This is a genomic window from Streptoverticillium reticulum, assembly GCF_047456005.1.
GTDB lineage: Bacteria > Actinomycetota > Actinomycetes > Streptomycetales > Streptomycetaceae > Streptomyces > Streptomyces reticulum.
In genome coordinates, this window is sequence record NZ_CP179755.1 from 6,738,136 (window position 1) to 6,753,744 (window position 15,609).

At 71.8% G+C, this 15,609-nt stretch carries 13 protein-coding genes; 12 read left to right on the plus strand and 1 reads right to left on the minus strand.

Translation table 11 applies throughout. The features are described 5' to 3' along the window. Window positions 1–2: 2 nt before the first annotated feature. From ACMATS_RS31085 to ACMATS_RS31140, 12 genes are all read left to right on the plus strand, one after another. Window positions 3–1,289 (plus strand): dihydroorotase, encoded by a 1,287-nt coding sequence (locus ACMATS_RS31085; RefSeq protein ID WP_390779076.1) that lies wholly within the window; start codon window positions 3–5, stop codon window positions 1,287–1,289. After that, entirely contained in the window at window positions 1,286–1,864 is a 579-nt protein-coding gene (locus ACMATS_RS31090) for a hypothetical protein (protein ID WP_414169753.1), read from the plus strand. Before ACMATS_RS31085 ends, ACMATS_RS31090 begins: the two co-directional genes overlap by 4 nt. After that, window positions 1,861–3,003, plus strand: coding sequence for a glutamine-hydrolyzing carbamoyl-phosphate synthase small subunit (gene carA, locus ACMATS_RS31095; protein WP_414169754.1), 1,143 nt, complete (start codon window positions 1,861–1,863; stop codon window positions 3,001–3,003). The genes ACMATS_RS31090 and carA overlap by 4 nt, the downstream gene beginning before the upstream one ends. Then, on the plus strand, window positions 2,996–6,307 hold the full coding sequence (gene carB / locus ACMATS_RS31100; protein ID WP_414169755.1) for a carbamoyl-phosphate synthase large subunit: 3,312 nt from the start codon (window positions 2,996–2,998) through the stop codon (window positions 6,305–6,307). Before carA ends, carB begins: the two co-directional genes overlap by 8 nt. A gap of 57 nt (window positions 6,308–6,364) precedes the next feature. Continuing rightward, entirely contained in the window at window positions 6,365–7,480 is a 1,116-nt protein-coding gene (locus ACMATS_RS31105) for a quinone-dependent dihydroorotate dehydrogenase (RefSeq protein WP_414170828.1), read from the plus strand. Then, window positions 7,477–8,355: an orotidine-5'-phosphate decarboxylase gene (pyrF, locus tag ACMATS_RS31110; protein ID WP_414169756.1), complete on the plus strand. Its 879-nt coding sequence runs from the start codon at window positions 7,477–7,479 to the stop codon at window positions 8,353–8,355. Before ACMATS_RS31105 ends, pyrF begins: the two co-directional genes overlap by 4 nt. Window positions 8,356–8,569: 214 nt before the next feature. Next, on the plus strand, window positions 8,570–8,893 hold the full coding sequence (locus tag ACMATS_RS31115) for an integration host factor (protein WP_390779081.1): 324 nt from the start codon (window positions 8,570–8,572) through the stop codon (window positions 8,891–8,893). 38 nt (window positions 8,894–8,931) lie between these two features. Continuing rightward, entirely contained in the window at window positions 8,932–9,522 is a 591-nt protein-coding gene (gene gmk / locus ACMATS_RS31120; RefSeq protein WP_336414383.1) for a guanylate kinase, read from the plus strand. 60 nt (window positions 9,523–9,582) lie between these two features. Continuing rightward, window positions 9,583–9,855 carry a DNA-directed RNA polymerase subunit omega gene (rpoZ, locus tag ACMATS_RS31125; protein ID WP_049718421.1) on the plus strand — a complete coding sequence of 91 codons (273 nt, stop codon included), beginning with the start codon at window positions 9,583–9,585 and terminating at the stop codon, window positions 9,853–9,855. A gap of 98 nt (window positions 9,856–9,953) precedes the next feature. Then, window positions 9,954–11,156: a bifunctional phosphopantothenoylcysteine decarboxylase/phosphopantothenate--cysteine ligase CoaBC gene (gene coaBC / locus ACMATS_RS31130; RefSeq protein WP_391154329.1), complete on the plus strand. Its 1,203-nt coding sequence runs from the start codon at window positions 9,954–9,956 to the stop codon at window positions 11,154–11,156. Window positions 11,157–11,364: 208 nt separating this feature from the next. Further along, complete coding sequence (gene metK / locus ACMATS_RS31135; protein ID WP_414169757.1) at window positions 11,365–12,573, plus strand: methionine adenosyltransferase; 1,209 nt, start codon at window positions 11,365–11,367, stop codon at window positions 12,571–12,573. Window positions 12,574–12,652: 79 nt separating this feature from the next. Continuing rightward, a complete protein-coding gene (locus ACMATS_RS31140) occupies window positions 12,653–14,794 on the plus strand; it encodes a primosomal protein N' (RefSeq protein WP_414169758.1) in 2,142 nt (713 codons plus the stop codon). A gap of 234 nt (window positions 14,795–15,028) precedes the next feature. Here the strand turns inward: ACMATS_RS31140 and ACMATS_RS31145 are convergent, their stop codons facing one another. After that, on the minus strand, window positions 15,029–15,511 hold the full coding sequence (locus tag ACMATS_RS31145; protein WP_390779085.1) for a hypothetical protein: 483 nt from the start codon (window positions 15,509–15,511) through the stop codon (window positions 15,029–15,031). Window positions 15,512–15,609: the final 98 nt, after the last annotated feature.

A 15,609-nucleotide genomic window follows, 5' to 3' on the forward strand; every position in this document is an offset into this window, starting at 1 on the left:
CCATGTCGAAGATCCTGATCCGTGGTGCCAAGATCCTCGGCGGCGAGCCGCAGGACGTCCTCGTCGACGGCGAGACCGTCTCCGAGGTCGGCACGGGCCTGAGCGCCGAGGGCGCCCAGGTGATCGAGGCCGACGGCAGGATCCTGCTGCCCGGCCTGGTCGACCTGCACACCCACCTGCGCGAGCCCGGCCGCGAGGACTCCGAGACCGTCCTGACCGGTACCCGCGCCGCCGCGAGCGGCGGCTACACCGCCGTCTTCGCCATGGCCAACACCTTCCCCGTCGCCGACACCGCCGGCGTCGTCGAGCAGGTCTGGCGGCTCGGCAAGGAGCACGGCTACTGCGACGTGCAGCCCATCGGCGCCGTCACCGTCGGCCTGGAGGGCAAGCAGCTCTCCGAGCTGGGCGCCATGCACGACTCCGCGGCCGGGGTCACCGTCTTCTCCGACGACGGCAAGTGCGTCGACGACGCCGTGATCATGCGCCGTGCGCTGGAGTACGTGAAGGCCTTCGGCGGCGTCGTCGCCCAGCACGCCCAGGAGCCGCGGCTCACCGAGGGCGCCCAGATGAACGAGGGCGTCGTCTCCTCGGAGCTGGGCCTGGGCGGCTGGCCGGCCGTCGCCGAGGAGTCGGTCATCGCGCGCGACGTCCTGCTCGCCGAGCACGTCGGCTCCCGGGTGCACATCTGCCACCTGTCCACGGCCGGCTCGGTCGAGATCGTCCGCTGGGCCAAGTCGCGCGGCATCGACGTCACCGCCGAGGTCACCCCGCACCACCTGCTCCTCACCGACGAGCTCGTGCGCTCGTACAACCCGGTCTACAAGGTGAACCCGCCGCTGCGCACCGAGCGCGACGTGATGGCGCTGCGCGAGGCGCTGGCCGACGGCACGATCGACATCGTGGCCACCGACCACGCCCCGCACCCGCACGAGGACAAGGACTGCGAGTGGGCCGCCGCGGCGATGGGCATGGTGGGCCTGGAGACGGCCCTGTCCGTCGTCCAGCACACGATGGTCGACACCGGGCTGCTGGACTGGGCCGGGGTCGCCGAGCGCATGTCCTTCAAGCCCGCGCGCATCGGCAGCCTCGCCGGTCACGGCCGCCCCATCGCCCCCGGGGAGCCCGCCAACCTCACGCTGGTCGATTCCGCTTACCGTGGTGTCGTGGACCCCGCGGGCTTCGCCTCCCGCAGCCGCAACACCCCCTACGAGGGCCGCGAGCTGCCGGGTCGCGTCACCCACACCTTCCTGCGGGGCCGGGCAACGGTCGTGGACGGGAAGCTGGCGTGACACCTGCACTGATGATTCTGGCGGCCGAGGAGAAGTCCCAGGCCGTCACCCACTGGGCCGGCCGGATCGGCTGGGTCGTGGGACTCCTCCTCTTCATCGCACTGCTCTACTGGCTGATGCGCGAGGGCTGGAAGTGGCGCGGCACGCTCCAGGGCGACCTGCCCGAGCTGCCGGCCGTCCCCGCGGACCCCGGCGCGAGCACGCTCACGATGACCGGGCGGTACCACGGCTCGACCACCGCCGGGCAGTGGCTCGACCGCATCGTCGCGCAGGGCCTGGGCACCCGCAGCCGGGCGGAACTCACCCTGACGGAGCAAGGCGTCCGGGTCGACCGCCCCGGGGCGCAGGACTTCTTCGTCCCCGCCGCCGCCCTGCGCGGCGCCCGCCTCGACAAGGGCATCGCGGGCAAGGTCCTCACCGAGGGCGGCCTGCTCGTGATCACCTGGCAGCACGGCGACAAGACGATCGACTCGGGCTTCCGCTCCGACACGGCCGCCGAGCACGCGGCCTGGGTCGAGGCCCTCACCACCATGACCCCCACCACGAACGACAGCACGACGGAAGGCGCACGATGACGACCTCCAGCAGGGGAGCCGCCAGGGTTCCCGCCGTACTCGTCCTGGAGGACGGCCGAACCTTCCGCGGCCGTGCCTACGGGGCCCACGGAGTCACCTTCGGCGAGGCGGTCTTCTCCACCGGCATGACCGGCTACCAGGAGACCCTGACCGACCCCTCCTACCACCGCCAGGTGGTCGTCATGACCGCCCCGCACGTCGGCAACACCGGCGTCAACGACGAGGACCCCGAGTCCGCCCGCATCTGGGTGGCCGGCTACGTCGTCCGCGACCCCGCCCGCGTCTCCTCCAACTGGCGTGCCCGGCGCTCGCTGGAGGAGGAACTGCGCCACCAGGGCATCGTCGGCATCAGCGGCATCGACACCCGCGCCCTCACCCGCCACCTGCGCGAGCGCGGCGCCATGCGCGTCGGCATCTTCTCCGGCAACGCCCTGCCCGACGAGGGCACCATGCTCACCGAGGTGCGCCAGGCCCCCGAGATGAAGGGCGCCGACCTCTCCGCCGAGGTCGCCACCAAGGAGGCGTACGTCGTCCCGGCGATCGGTGCGAAGAAGTTCACCGTCGCCGCGATCGACCTGGGCATCAAGGGCATGACCCCGCACCGGATGGCCGAGCGCGGCATCGAGGTGCACGTCCTGCCCGCCACGGCGACCCTCGAGGACGTCTACGCCATCGACCCCGACGGCGTGTTCTTCTCCAACGGCCCGGGCGACCCGGCCACCGCCGACCACCCGGTCTCCGTGATGCGCGGCGTGCTGGAGCGCAGGACGCCGCTGTTCGGCATCTGCTTCGGCAACCAGATCCTCGGGCGCGCCCTCGGCTTCGGCACCTACAAGCTGAAGTACGGCCACCGCGGTATCAACCAGCCCGTGCAGGACCGTACGACCGGCAAGGTCGAGGTCACCGCGCACAACCACGGCTTCGCCGTCGACGCCCCGCTCGACCAGGCGACCGACACCCCCTACGGCCGCGTCGAGGTCTCCCACGTCTGCCTCAACGACAACGTGGTCGAAGGCCTCCAGCTGCTCGACCAGCCGGCCTTCAGCGTCCAGTACCACCCCGAGGCAGCAGCAGGCCCGCACGACGCCGCGTACCTGTTCGACCGCTTCGTCTCCCTGATGGAGGGCCAGCGTGCCTAAGCGCACCGACATCCAGTCCGTTCTGGTCATCGGCTCCGGCCCGATCGTCATCGGCCAGGCCGCGGAGTTCGACTACTCCGGCACCCAGGCCTGCCGGGTCCTCAAGGCCGAGGGCCTGCGGGTGATCCTGGTCAACTCCAACCCGGCCACGATCATGACCGACCCGGAGATCGCCGACGCCACGTACGTCGAGCCGATCACCCCGGAGTTCGTCGAGAAGATCATCGCCAAGGAGCGCCCCGACGCGCTCCTGCCCACCCTCGGTGGCCAGACCGCGCTCAACACCGCGATCTCCATGCACGAGAACGGCGTCCTGGAGAAGTACGGCGTCGAGCTCATCGGCGCCAACGTCGAGGCCATCCACAAGGGCGAGGACCGCGACCTGTTCAAGGGCGTCGTCGAGGCCGTCAACGCCAGGACCGGCCACGGCGAGTCCGCCCGCTCGGTCATCTGCCACACCATGGACGAGGTCCTCGCGGGCGTCGAGACGCTCGGCGGCTACCCCGTCGTCGTCCGTCCCTCCTTCACCATGGGCGGCGCCGGCTCCGGCTTCGCGCACGACGAGGAGGAGCTGCGCCGCATCGCCGGCCAGGGCCTCACGCTCTCCCCGACCACCGAGGTGCTCCTGGAGGAGTCCATCCTCGGCTGGAAGGAGTACGAGCTGGAGCTGATGCGCGACAAGCACGACAACGTCGTGGTCGTCTGCTCCATCGAGAACTTCGACCCGATGGGCGTGCACACCGGTGACTCCATCACCGTCGCCCCGGCGATGACGCTGACCGACCGCGAGTACCAGGTGCTGCGCGACATCGGCATCGCGATCATCCGCGAGGTCGGCGTCGACACCGGCGGCTGCAACATCCAGTTCGCGGTCAACCCCGACGACGGCCGGGTCATCGTCATCGAGATGAACCCGCGCGTCTCGCGCTCCTCCGCACTGGCCTCCAAGGCGACCGGCTTCCCGATCGCGAAGATCGCCGCCCGGCTGGCCGTGGGCTACACGCTGGACGAGGTCCCGAACGACATCACGGAGAAGACCCCGGCCTCCTTCGAGCCCACGCTCGACTACGTCGTGGTCAAGGCCCCGCGCTTCGCGTTCGAGAAGTTCCCCTCCGCGGACGCCACCCTCACCACCACCATGAAGTCGGTGGGCGAGGCCATGGCCATCGGCCGCAACTTCACCGAGGCGCTGCAGAAGGCGCTGCGCTCGCTGGAGAAGAAGGGCTCGCAGTTCGACTTCGTCAGCGAGCCCGGCGACAAGGCCGCGCTGCTGGAGAAGGCCGCGGTGCCCACCGACGGCCGGATCAACACCGTCATGGACGCCATCCGCGCCGGGGCCGGCCCGCAGGAGGTCTTCGACTCCACGAAGATCGACCCGTGGTTCGTGGACCAGCTCTTCCTGATCCACGAGATCGCCGAGGAACTGCGCGCGGCCGAGCGCCTGGACCCGGAGCTGCTGGCCGAGGCCAAGCGGCACGGCTTCTCCGACGTCCAGATCGCCGCCATCCGCGGTCTGACCGAGGACGTCGTGCGCGAGGTCCGGCACTCCCTCGGGGTGCGCCCGGTCTACAAGACCGTCGACACCTGCGCCGCCGAATTCGCCGCGAAGACCCCGTACTTCTACTCCTCCTACGACGAGGAGACCGAGGTCGCGCCGCGCACCAAGCCCGCCGTGATCATCCTGGGCTCCGGCCCGAACCGGATCGGCCAGGGCATCGAGTTCGACTACTCCTGCGTCCACGCCTCCTTCGCCCTGAGCGACGCGGGCTACGAGACCGTGATGGTCAACTGCAACCCGGAGACCGTCTCCACCGACTACGACACCTCCGACCGGCTCTACTTCGAGCCGCTCACCCTGGAGGACGTGCTGGAGATCGTCCACGCCGAGCAGCAGGCCGGCCCGGTCGCGGGCGTGGTCGTCCAGCTCGGCGGCCAGACGCCGCTGGGCCTGTCCCAGGCGCTGAAGGACAACGGCGTCCCGGTCGTGGGCACCTCGCCCGAGGCCATCCACGCCGCCGAGGACCGCGGCGCCTTCGGCCGGGTCCTCGCCGAGGCGGGCCTGCCCGCCCCCAAGCACGGCACGGCCACCACGTTCGCGGGTGCGAAGGCCATTGCCGACGAGATCGGCTACCCCGTCCTGGTCCGTCCGTCGTACGTGCTCGGCGGCCGCGGCATGGAGATCGTCTACGACGAGGCGCGCCTGGAGTCGTACATCGCCGAGTCGACCGAGATCTCCCCGACCCGTCCGGTCCTGGTGGACCGCTTCCTCGACGACGCCATCGAGATCGACGTCGACGCGCTCTACGACGGCCACGAGCTCTACCTCGGCGGCGTCATGGAGCACATCGAGGAGGCCGGCATCCACTCCGGCGACTCCGCCTGCGCGCTGCCCCCGATCACCCTCGGCGGCTTCGACATCAAGCGCCTGCGGGCCTCGACGGAGGCCATCGCCAAGGGCGTCGGAGTGCGCGGCCTGATCAACATCCAGTTCGCGATGGCCGGGGACATCCTCTACGTGCTGGAGGCCAACCCGCGCGCCTCCCGCACCGTGCCCTTCACCTCGAAGGCCACCGCGGTACCGCTGGCCAAGGCCGCCGCCCGGATCTCCCTGGGCGCCACGGTCGCCGAGCTGCGCGCCGAGGGCATGCTGCCCAAGGAGGGCGACGGCGGCACGCTGCCGCTGGACGCGCCGATCTCCGTCAAGGAGGCCGTCATGCCCTGGAGCCGCTTCCGCGACATCCACGGCCGCGGCGTGGACACCGTCCTCGGCCCGGAGATGCGCTCGACCGGCGAGGTCATGGGCATCGACAGCGTCTTCGGCACCGCCTACGCCAAGTCGCAGGCCGGCGCCTACGGCGCGCTGCCCACCAAGGGCCGCGCGTTCGTCTCGGTGGCCAACCGGGACAAGCGCTCGATGATCTTCCCGGCGCGCGAGCTGGTCGCCCACGGCTTCGAGCTGCTGGCCACCTCCGGCACGGCCGAGGTGCTCAAGCGCAACGGCATCAACGCCACCGTGGTGCGCAAGCAGAGCGAGGGCGAGGGCCCCAACGGCGAGAAGACGATCGTCCAGCTGATCCACGACGGCCAGGTCGACCTGATCGTCAACACCCCCTACGGGACCGGCGGCCGGCTCGACGGCTACGAGATCCGCACCGCCGCGGTCGCCCGCGCGGTGCCGTGCCTGACCACGGTCCAGGCCCTCGCGGCCGCCGTCCAGGGCATCGAGGCGCTCACCCGCGGCGACGTGGGCGTGCGCTCCCTGCAGGAACACGCGGAGCATCTGACCGCCGCCCGCGAGGCGTAAAGGCGACGGAGGGGGACACCGGGAGGTGTCCCCCTCTCCATGATCCGAAGGCTGGAAATGTACCGTCTCTTCTTCGACCTGATCTTCAAGCGCATGGACCCCGAGAAGGCCCACCACCTGGCCTTCGGCTGGATCCGGCTCCTCGCCCGCATCCCCGTCCTGCGCACCTTCGCCGCGGCCGTCCTCGCGCCCCGCCACCAGGCGCTGCGCACCGAGGCGTTCGGCCTGCGGATGCACGGCCCCTTCGGCCTGGCCGCCGGCTTCGACAAGAACGCCGCCGCCATCGACGGCATGAGCATGCTCGGCTTCGACCACGTCGAGATCGGCACCGTCACCGCCCAGCCGCAGCCGGGCAACCCCAGGAAGCGGCTGTTCCGCCTCGTCGCGGACCGCGCGCTGATCAACCGCATGGGCTTCAACAACGACGGCTCGGCGGCCGTCGCGGAGCGCCTCGCCACGCGGAACCCGGTCTTCCGGACCACCGTCGGCGTCAACATCGGCAAGACCAAGGTGGTGCCGGAGGCGGAGGCCGTCGCCGACTACGTCACCTCCACCGAGCGCCTCGCCGCGCACGCCGACTACCTGGTCGTCAACGTCTCCTCCCCTAACACGCCCGGGCTGCGCAACCTCCAGGCCGTCGACCACCTGCGCCCGCTGCTCACCGCGGTGCGCGCGGCCGCCGACCGCACGGTGACCGGGCGCCGGGTCCCGCTGCTGGTGAAGATCGCCCCCGACCTCGCCGACGAGGACGTCGACGCCGTCGCCGACCTGGCCGTCGAGCTCGGCCTGGACGGCATCATCGCCACCAACACCACCATCGCCCGCGACGGCCTCGGACTGTGCACCCCCCAGCGCACCGTCGAGGCCATCGGCGCGGGCGGCCTGTCGGGCGCCCCCCTGAAGGAGCGCTCGCTGGAGGTCCTGCGCCGCCTGTACGCCCGTGTGGGCGACCGGATCACCCTGGTCGGTGTCGGGGGCATCGAGACCGCCGACGACGCCTGGGAGCGCATCCTGGCGGGCGCCACGCTGGTCCAGGGCTACAGCGCCTTCATCTACGAGGGCCCGTTCTGGTGCCGCCGCATCCACCGCGGCCTGGCCGAGCGCCTCGCCGCCAGCCCGTACGCCACCCTCGCCGACGCCGTCGGCGCCGACCACCGGAAGGTGACCGCATGACCTCACCCACCCCCTTCGGCGCGCGGCTGCGCCGTGCCATGGACGAGCGCGGCCCGCTCTGCGTCGGCATCGACCCGCACGCCTCGCTGCTCGCCGACTGGGGGCTGTCCGACGACATCGCCGGCCTGGAGCGCTTCACGCACACCGTCGTGGAGGCGCTGGCCGACCGGGTCGCCGTGCTCAAGCCGCAGTCCGCGTTCTTCGAGCGGTTCGGCTCGCGCGGCATCGCCGTCCTCGAACGGGCCGTCGCCGACGCCCGGGCCGCCGGCGCCCTGGTGCTGATGGACGCCAAGCGCGGCGACATCGGCTCCACCATGGCCGCGTACGCCGCGACCTACCTCGACCCCTCCTCGCCGCTGTTCTCGGACGCCGTGACCGTCAGCCCGTACCTCGGCTACGGCTCGCTGCGCCCGGCGCTGGACCTGGCGCGCGAGAGCGGCACCGGCGTCTTCGTGCTCGCCCTGACCTCCAACCCGGAGGGCGCCGAGGTGCAGCACGCCGTGCGCGCCGACGGCGCGACGGTCGCGGCCACCATGCTGGGCCACCTGCGCGCCGAGAACGCCGCCGAGGCCGCCGCCGGGGCCATGGGCTCCTACGGCGCGGTCGTCGGCGCCACGCTGGGCGGCTCGCTCGGTGCGGCCGACGCGGATCTGGCCATCGACGGCCCGCTGCTGGCCCCGGGAATCGGCGCCCAGGGCGCGACCGCCGCGGATCTGCCGAAGGTCTTCGGCGCGGCCGTGCGCGACGTCGTCCCGAACGTCAGCCGGGGTGTCCTGCGTCACGGTCCGGACGTCGCCGCGCTGCGCGAGAGTGCCGCGCGGTTCGCCGGCGAGGTGCAGGAAGCGGTCGCGGCGAACGGTCCGGCGGCGCGTTAACGCCGAAATTGTTGGTTGTTATGTCCGGAAAAGTCCTGGTCGACGGAGTCTGACCAGGACTTTTCGCTTGTTCTCGCTGACTGGAGCGGGATCGGCCGCTAGTCTCCGACGAGAGCGAACGTGCAAGCGCGTTGCTCGTTGCTCCCCAGGTGTGGGCCGACTAGGTTCCTCACCGGTCCGTATCCGACAGTTCGACATCCGAGGTGACGTAGGCGTGGCTCTTCCGCCCCTTACCCCTGAACAGCGCGCAGCCGCGCTCGAAAAGGCCGCCGCGGCTCGCCGGGAGCGGGCCGAGGTCAAGAATCGACTCAAGCACTCCGGCGCCTCGCTGCACGAGGTCATCGAGCAGGGCCAGAAGAACGATGTCATCGGCAAGATGAAGGTCAGCGCCCTCCTGGAGAGCCTTCCCGGTGTGGGCAAGGTCCGTGCCAAGCAGATCATGGAGCGGCTGGGGATCTCCGAGAGCCGCCGGGTGCGCGGTCTCGGCTCCAACCAGATCGCGTCCCTGGAGCGTGAGTTCGGGGGCACGGCCGCCTGACGTTCCCAGGCACTCCCGGGAACCGGGATAATCGCTGCATGAGTACTGCAGTCTCCCGGGGGACGTCCCCCGTTCCCCCGGCCAGACAACCGCGGCTGACCGTGCTCTCCGGCCCCTCCGGGGTCGGCAAGAGCACGGTTGTCGCCCATATGCGCAAGGCCCACCCCGAGGTGTGGCTCTCGGTGTCCTGCACCACCCGCAAGCCGCGCCCCGGCGAGCAGGAGGGGGTCCAGTACTTCTTCGTGGACGACGAGCAGTTCGACAAGCTCATCGCCAACGGCGAGCTGCTGGAGTGGGCCGAGTTCGCGGGCAACCGCTACGGCACCCCGCGCCAGGCGGTCCTGGACCACCTGGAGGCGGGCGTGCCGGTGCTGCTGGAGATCGACCTCCAGGGCGCCCGGCAGGTCCGCGAGACCATGCCGGAGGCCCGGCTGGTCTTCCTGGCGCCGCCCAGCTGGGAGGAGCTGGTCCGCCGGCTCACCGGCCGGGGCACCGAGTCGCCCGAGGTGATCGAGCGCCGCCTGCAGGCCGCCCGCGTCGAGCTGGCGGCGGAGTCGGAGTTCGACACCACGCTGGTCAACACCTCCGTGGAGGACGTTGCGCGCGAACTGGTAGCCTTGCTGCGCTGAACTCGGAATTCACTGAGAATCCCGGATTCAATTCAGCTGGATCGCAACGGAAGGCAGAGAGTGTCCTCTTCCATCACCGCGCCCGAGGGCATCATCAACCCGCCGATTGATGAGCTGCTTGAAGCGACCGACTCGAAGTACAGCCTCGTGATCTACGCCGCCAAGCGCGCGCGTCAGATCAACGCGTACTACTCGCAGCTCGGCGAGGGCCTGCTGGAGTACGTCGGCCCGCTGGTGGACACCCACGTCCACGAGAAGCCGCTCTCCATCGCGCTCCGCGAGATCAACGCGGGTCTGCTGACCTCCGAGGCCATCGAGGCCCCGGCGGCCTAAGCGGCGACCTTCTTACCCGAGGGCCCGGCAGCACGGCTGCCGGGCCCTTGGTGTGTCATAGAGCTTGTAGGAAACGCGAGCGCGGGGAGCAGCCGGCAATGGACAAGCCGAAGGTCGTTCTGGGGGTCAGCGGCGGGATCGCCGCCTACAAGGCGTGTGAGCTGCTGCGGCGGCTGACGGAGTCCGGGCACGACGTGCGAGTGGTGCCGACGGCGTCCGCGCTGCACTTCGTGGGCGAGGCGACCTGGTCCGCGCTGTCCGGTCACCCGGCCGTCACCCAGGTCTGGGAGAGCGTCCACGAGGTGCCGCACGTACGCATCGGGCAGGAGGCGCAGCTCGTCGTCGTGGCTCCGGCCACGGCGGACATGCTGGCCAGGGCGGCCCACGGGCTCGCCGACGACCTGCTGACGAACACCCTGCTCACCGCCCGCTGCCCGGTCGTCTTCGCGCCCGCGATGCACACCGAGATGTGGGAGAACCCGGCCACCCAGGAGAACGTGGCGACCCTGCGCCGCCGCGGCGCGGTCGTCATCGAGCCCGCCGTCGGCCGGCTGACCGGCGTCGACACCGGCAAGGGCCGGCTGCCCGACCCCGAGGAGATCTTCGAGGTCTGCCGCCGGGTGCTGGCCCGTGGCCCGCAGGCCCCGGACCTCGCGGGCCGTCACGTGGTGATCAGCGCGGGCGGCACCCGCGAACCGCTCGACCCCGTGCGCTTCCTCGGCAACCGCTCCTCGGGCCGCCAGGGCTATGCCCTGGCCCGGACCGCGGTGGCCCGTGGTGCCCGTGTGACGCTCGTCGCGGCGAACAGCGACCTGCAGGACCCGGCCGGGGCCGATGTGGTCCACGTCGGCACGGCTGTTCAACTGCGTGAAGCGGTGATCAAGGCCGCGGCCGACGCCGACGCCGTGGTGATGGCGGCCGCCGTCGCCGACTTCCGGCCGGCGCAGTACGCCACGGGCAAGATCAAGAAGCGGGACGGGCGGGACCCCGAGCCCGTCGCCCTCGTCCGCAACCCCGACGTCCTCGCCGAGCTCTCCGCGGACCGCGCCCGCCCCGGCCAGGTCGTCGTCGGCTTCGCCGCGGAGACGGACGACGTGCTGGCCAACGGTCGCGCCAAGCTGGCGCGCAAGGGGTGTGACCTGCTGGTTGTCAACGAGGTGGGGGAGCGCAAGACCTTCGGTTCGGCGGAGAACGAGGCCGTCGTGCTGGCCCCCGACGGCTCCGAGACCCCCGTCCCGCACGGCCCGAAGGAGGCCCTCGCGGACGTCGTCTGGGACCTCGTCGTCCGCCGTCTCGGCTGACGCTCCGGCGGACTCCTGCCCTCCGGTTTCCCTTGCGCCGCTTGGGACTCCGGGGGTGAGTGTCGCAGGTCACGCCGGTGCCGATCCGAGACGGGATGCCCGAAGCACGAGAACGCCGGATAAACTGGCACCGGTTCCGGGTCGAGCGCAGCTCTCGGCCGGGTCCGTCAATGATCAGCCAGCAGCCGCTGCAACCCCAGGGAGCGATGTGTCCCGCCGCCTGTTCACCTCGGAGTCTGTGACCGAGGGTCACCCCGACAAGATCGCTGACCAGATCAGCGACACCATTCTCGATGCTCTTCTCCGTGAGGACCCGACGTCCCGCGTTGCTGTCGAGACTCTTATCACCACCGGTCTGGTGCATGTTGCCGGTGAGGTCACGACGAAGGCGTATGCGCCGATCGCGCAGCTGGTGCGCGCGAAGATTCTTGAGATCGGTTACGACTCGTCCAAGAAGGGCTTCGACGGCGCCTCCTGTGGCGTCTCGGTGTCCATCGGCTCGCAGTCCCCGGACATCGCTCAGGGTGTCGACACCGCGTATGAGTCGCGTGTCGAGGGTGATGAGGATGAGCTGGACAAGCAGGGTGCGGGCGATCAGGGCCTGATGTTCGGCTACGCCTGTGACGAGACCCCCGAGCTGATGCCGCTGCCGATCAGCCTGGCGCACCGCCTGTCGCGTCGTCTGACCGAGGTGCGCAAGAACGGGACGATTCCCTACCTGCGTCCGGACGGCAAGACGCAGGTGACGATCGAGTACGACGGTGCGAAGGCCGTTCGCCTGGACACCGTGGTCGTCTCCTCGCAGCACGCCTCGGACATCGACCTGGACTCGCTCCTGGCGCCGGACGTCCGTGAGTTCGTGGTGGAGCACGTTCTCAAGGAGCTGGTGGAGGACGGGATCAAGCTGGACACCGAGGGTTACCGTCTGCTGGTGAACCCGACGGGGCGTTTCGAGATCGGTGGCCCGATGGGTGACGCGGGTCTGACGGGCCGGAAGATCATCATCGACACTTACGGTGGTATGGCCCGTCATGGTGGTGGTGCGTTCTCGGGCAAGGACCCGTCCAAGGTCGACCGTTCTGCTGCGTATGCGATGCGCTGGGTGGCGAAGAACGTGGTGGCTGCGGGTCTGGCGACGCGGTGTGAGGTGCAGGTCGCGTATGCGATCGGCAAGGCGGAGCCGGTGGGTCTGTTCGTGGAGACCTTCGGGACGAACACGATCGACACCGACAAGATCGAGAATGCGATCGGTGAGGTCTTCGACCTGCGTCCCGCGGCGATCATCCGTGATCTGGATCTGCTGCGTCCGATCTATGCGCAGACGGCTGCGTATGGTCACTTCGGTCGTGAGCTGCCGGACTTCACCTGGGAGCGTACCGACCGGGTCGAGGCCCTGAAGCAGGCCGCCGGACTGTAAGCCCCGTAGGCACACATCGGCCCCGGACCGCTGGATCGGTTCGGGGCCGTTGTCGTTGCCCTCTGGTAGGACTGGAGCTGTGAGCAGCGAGAAAGGGCGGCCCGAGCAGTCGCCGGCGGGGGAGCAGCTGGCGCTCATCCGGGAGAGCGTGCGCAAGGCCAAGGTGCCGCGGGCCAAGCCGCGGACGTGGCGCGGGGCGGCGCTGGCCGGGGAGCTGCCCGTGGCGCGGGTGCTGGTGGACAAGGGGCCGGTGCACCTGGACCGGCTGTGGGACTACGCCGTGCCCGCCGAGCTCGACACCGACGCCCAGCCCGGCACCCGGGTGCGGGTGCGCTTCGGGGCCGGTACGTCCAAGGTGCGGGACGGCCGCCGCGAGGGCGGCGGGCTGCTCGACGGGTACATCATCGAGCGGGTGGCCGAGTCCGACTACCAGGGGCCGCTGGCCGCGCTCGCCCAGGTGCTGTCGCCGGAGCCCGTGCTCCGGCCGTCGCTGCTGAGCCTCTGCAAGGCCGTTGCCGACCGGTACGCCGGGTCGCTCGCCGACGTGCTCCAGCTGGCCGTTCCGCCGCGGCACGCCCGTATCGAGGCCGAGGCCTCGCCCCGGCTGCTGCCCCGGCCCGGTGCGCCCGAGGCGGGCAGCTGGGTGCGGTATCCGACCGGGCCCGCGTATCTGGACGCCCTGGCGCGGGGGGACTCCCCGCGTGCCGTCTGGACGGCGCTGCCCGGGCCGCACTGGCCCGCCGAGCTCGCGCGGGCGGCCGTCGCCGCGCTCGCCTCCGGGCGGGGCGCGCTGATCGTCGTGCCGGACGGGCGGGTCGCCGCCCGGGTCGACGCGGAGCTGACCGCGCTCCTCGGCCAGGGCCGGCACGTGCTGCTGACGGCCGACCTCGGCCCCGAGGAGCGCTACCGCCGCTGGCTCGCCGTGAACCGCGGCGCGGTGCGGGCCGTCGTCGGTACGCGTGCCGCGATGTTCGCGCCCGTGTGGAACCTGGGCTTCGTGGCCATCTGGGACGACGGCGACTCCAGTCACAGCGACACCAACGCCCCCCAGCCGCACGCGCGCGAGGTGCTGGTGCTGCGCGCGGTGCAGGAGAGGGCCGGGTTCCTGCTGGGCGGTTTCGGCTGCACCGTCGAGGCGGCGCAGCTGGTGGACACCGGCTGGGCGCTGCCGCTGGCCGCGGACCGGGAGCGGGTGCGCGCGACGGCCCCCCGGGTCCGCACGGTGGAGGAGAAGGACGAGGCGCGGGACGAGGCCGCCCGGGCCGCGCGGCTGCCCACGATCGCCTGGGAGGCCGCCCGGGAGGGGCTCCGGCACGGGCCCGTGCTGGTGCAGGTGCCGCGCAGCGGCTACGCGCCCCGGCTCGGCTGCGAGCGCTGCCGCGAGCCTGCGCGGTGCCGGCACTGCTCGGGGCCGCTGGAGGCGCGGGAGCGCGACGCCGGGCTGCACTGCGGCTGGTGCGGGCAGCAGACCACGGACTGGCACTGCTCCGAGTGCGGCGGCTTCCGGCTGCGCGCACGGATCGTGGGGGCGCAGCGCACGGCGGAGGAGCTCGGCCGGGCCTTCCCCGCGGTGCCGGTGCGCACCTCGGGGCGCAATCACGTGCTGGACACCGTGCCGGACCAGCCCGCGCTCGTCGTCTCCACGCCCGGCGCCGAGCCGGTCGCCGAACGCGGTTACGCGGCTGCCCTGTTGCTGGACGGGTGGGCCCTGCTCGGCCTGCCCGACCTGCGGGCCGGGGAGGAGGCGCTGCGCCGCTGGCTCGGTGCTGCGGCCCTGGTGCGGGGGCAGGAGGCGGGCGGCACGGTGGTCGTCGTGGCCGAGCCGACGCTGCGGCCCGTGCAGGCGCTCGTGCGCTGGGATCCGGCGGGCCATGCGATGCGGGAGCTGGCCGACCGGGCGGAGCTGGGCTTCCCGCCCGTCTCGCGGATGGTGTCGGTCGCCGGGGCGCCTGCCGCTGTGGCCGAGCTGATCGGTTCCGCGGAGTTGCCTCCGGGGACGGATGTGCTCGGGCCGGTGCCGTTGCCGGTGCGCAGGGCCGGTGCCCCGGCCCGGACAGGGGAGCCGCCGCCCGGGGAGCAGTGGGAGCGGGCGCTGTTGCGGGTGCGCCCTGGACAGGGCGCTGCGTTGGCGGCCGCATTGAAGGCGGCGCAGGCGGTTCGCCTCGCGCGGCGTGAGGGGGAGCCGGTGCGGTTGCGGGTGGATCCGCCGGATATCGGGTGACGGTTGTGCAGAGCCCCGTAAGGGGCGCTGGGGGCACCTCCCAGCGGTAGCTGGGGGAGGAACTGCGCGCTCAGCCACGACGCTCCCGCAGCCGAGGTGCCCGGGGTACCACCCCGGGCCACCGGGTGGTGCCCTTGCCTGCGGGCCGGTGGGGGCTGGTCGCGCCCACGCGGCGGAGCCGCATATTCAGCAGAGCCCCGCGCCCCTTACGGGGCGCAATCCGCCGGACAGGCCCTAGCCGTTACGCGGCCCCGGGAACACCGATGCCCGCGGCTCCGGCACCGGGACCGAGCGGGCCGCCGGGACCACGGGCGGCTCCGCCGTGCGCACCGTCGTCTCGGCCGGGGGCTCCGTCGTGGTCTGCCCGTTCGCCCGGCGTGCCCCGTAACGGCGGTGCACGGCCTGCTTGGTGACGCCCAGCGCCGAACCCACCGCGTCCCACGAGAAGCCCAGCGAGCGGTCGAAGTCCACCGCGGCCGTCACCAGCGTCTCGACGCTGTCCCGCAGCTCCTGGGCCAGGCGCACGGTCGGCGCGGGGGCCCGGCCGTAGACGACGAAGCCCGCCGAGGGGCCCGTCCTGCGGGGGCGGTAGACGTTGCCGAGCTGGGCGGTGAGGGTGCGCAGGGCGTCCACCTGGCGGCGCACCCTCTCGATGTCCCGGACCAGGAGATGCAGGCTGGCCCGTGCCTGGGCGTCGTGGGTTGCGTGGTCGGGCATGAACAAGCCTCTCGGACCGGCGGTGAACGTGACGTATACGGACGCGAGTTGACGCCCCTTGGCGGGGCAAGGGCAGCAGGCCCGTGGCTGCGGCCCGC

What these genes read in the sequence shown, in the direction of transcription:
- ACMATS_RS31105 (WP_414170828.1), top strand. Translation starts at nt 6,365, where the DNA reads ATGTACCGTCTCTTCTTCGACCTGATCTTCAAGCGCATGGACCCCGAG.
- carA (WP_414169754.1), top strand. Translation starts at nt 1,861, where the DNA reads ATGACGACCTCCAGCAGGGGAGCCGCCAGGGTTCCCGCCGTACTCGTC.
- ACMATS_RS31085 (WP_390779076.1), top strand. Translation starts at nt 3, where the DNA reads ATGTCGAAGATCCTGATCCGTGGTGCCAAGATCCTCGGCGGCGAGCCG.
- coaBC (WP_391154329.1), top strand. Translation starts at nt 9,954, where the DNA reads ATGGACAAGCCGAAGGTCGTTCTGGGGGTCAGCGGCGGGATCGCCGCC.
- ACMATS_RS31145 (WP_390779085.1), bottom strand. Translation starts at nt 15,511, where the DNA reads ATGCCCGACCACGCAACCCACGACGCCCAGGCACGGGCCAGCCTGCAT.
- gmk (WP_336414383.1), top strand. Translation starts at nt 8,932, where the DNA reads ATGAGTACTGCAGTCTCCCGGGGGACGTCCCCCGTTCCCCCGGCCAGA.
- pyrF (WP_414169756.1), top strand. Translation starts at nt 7,477, where the DNA reads ATGACCTCACCCACCCCCTTCGGCGCGCGGCTGCGCCGTGCCATGGAC.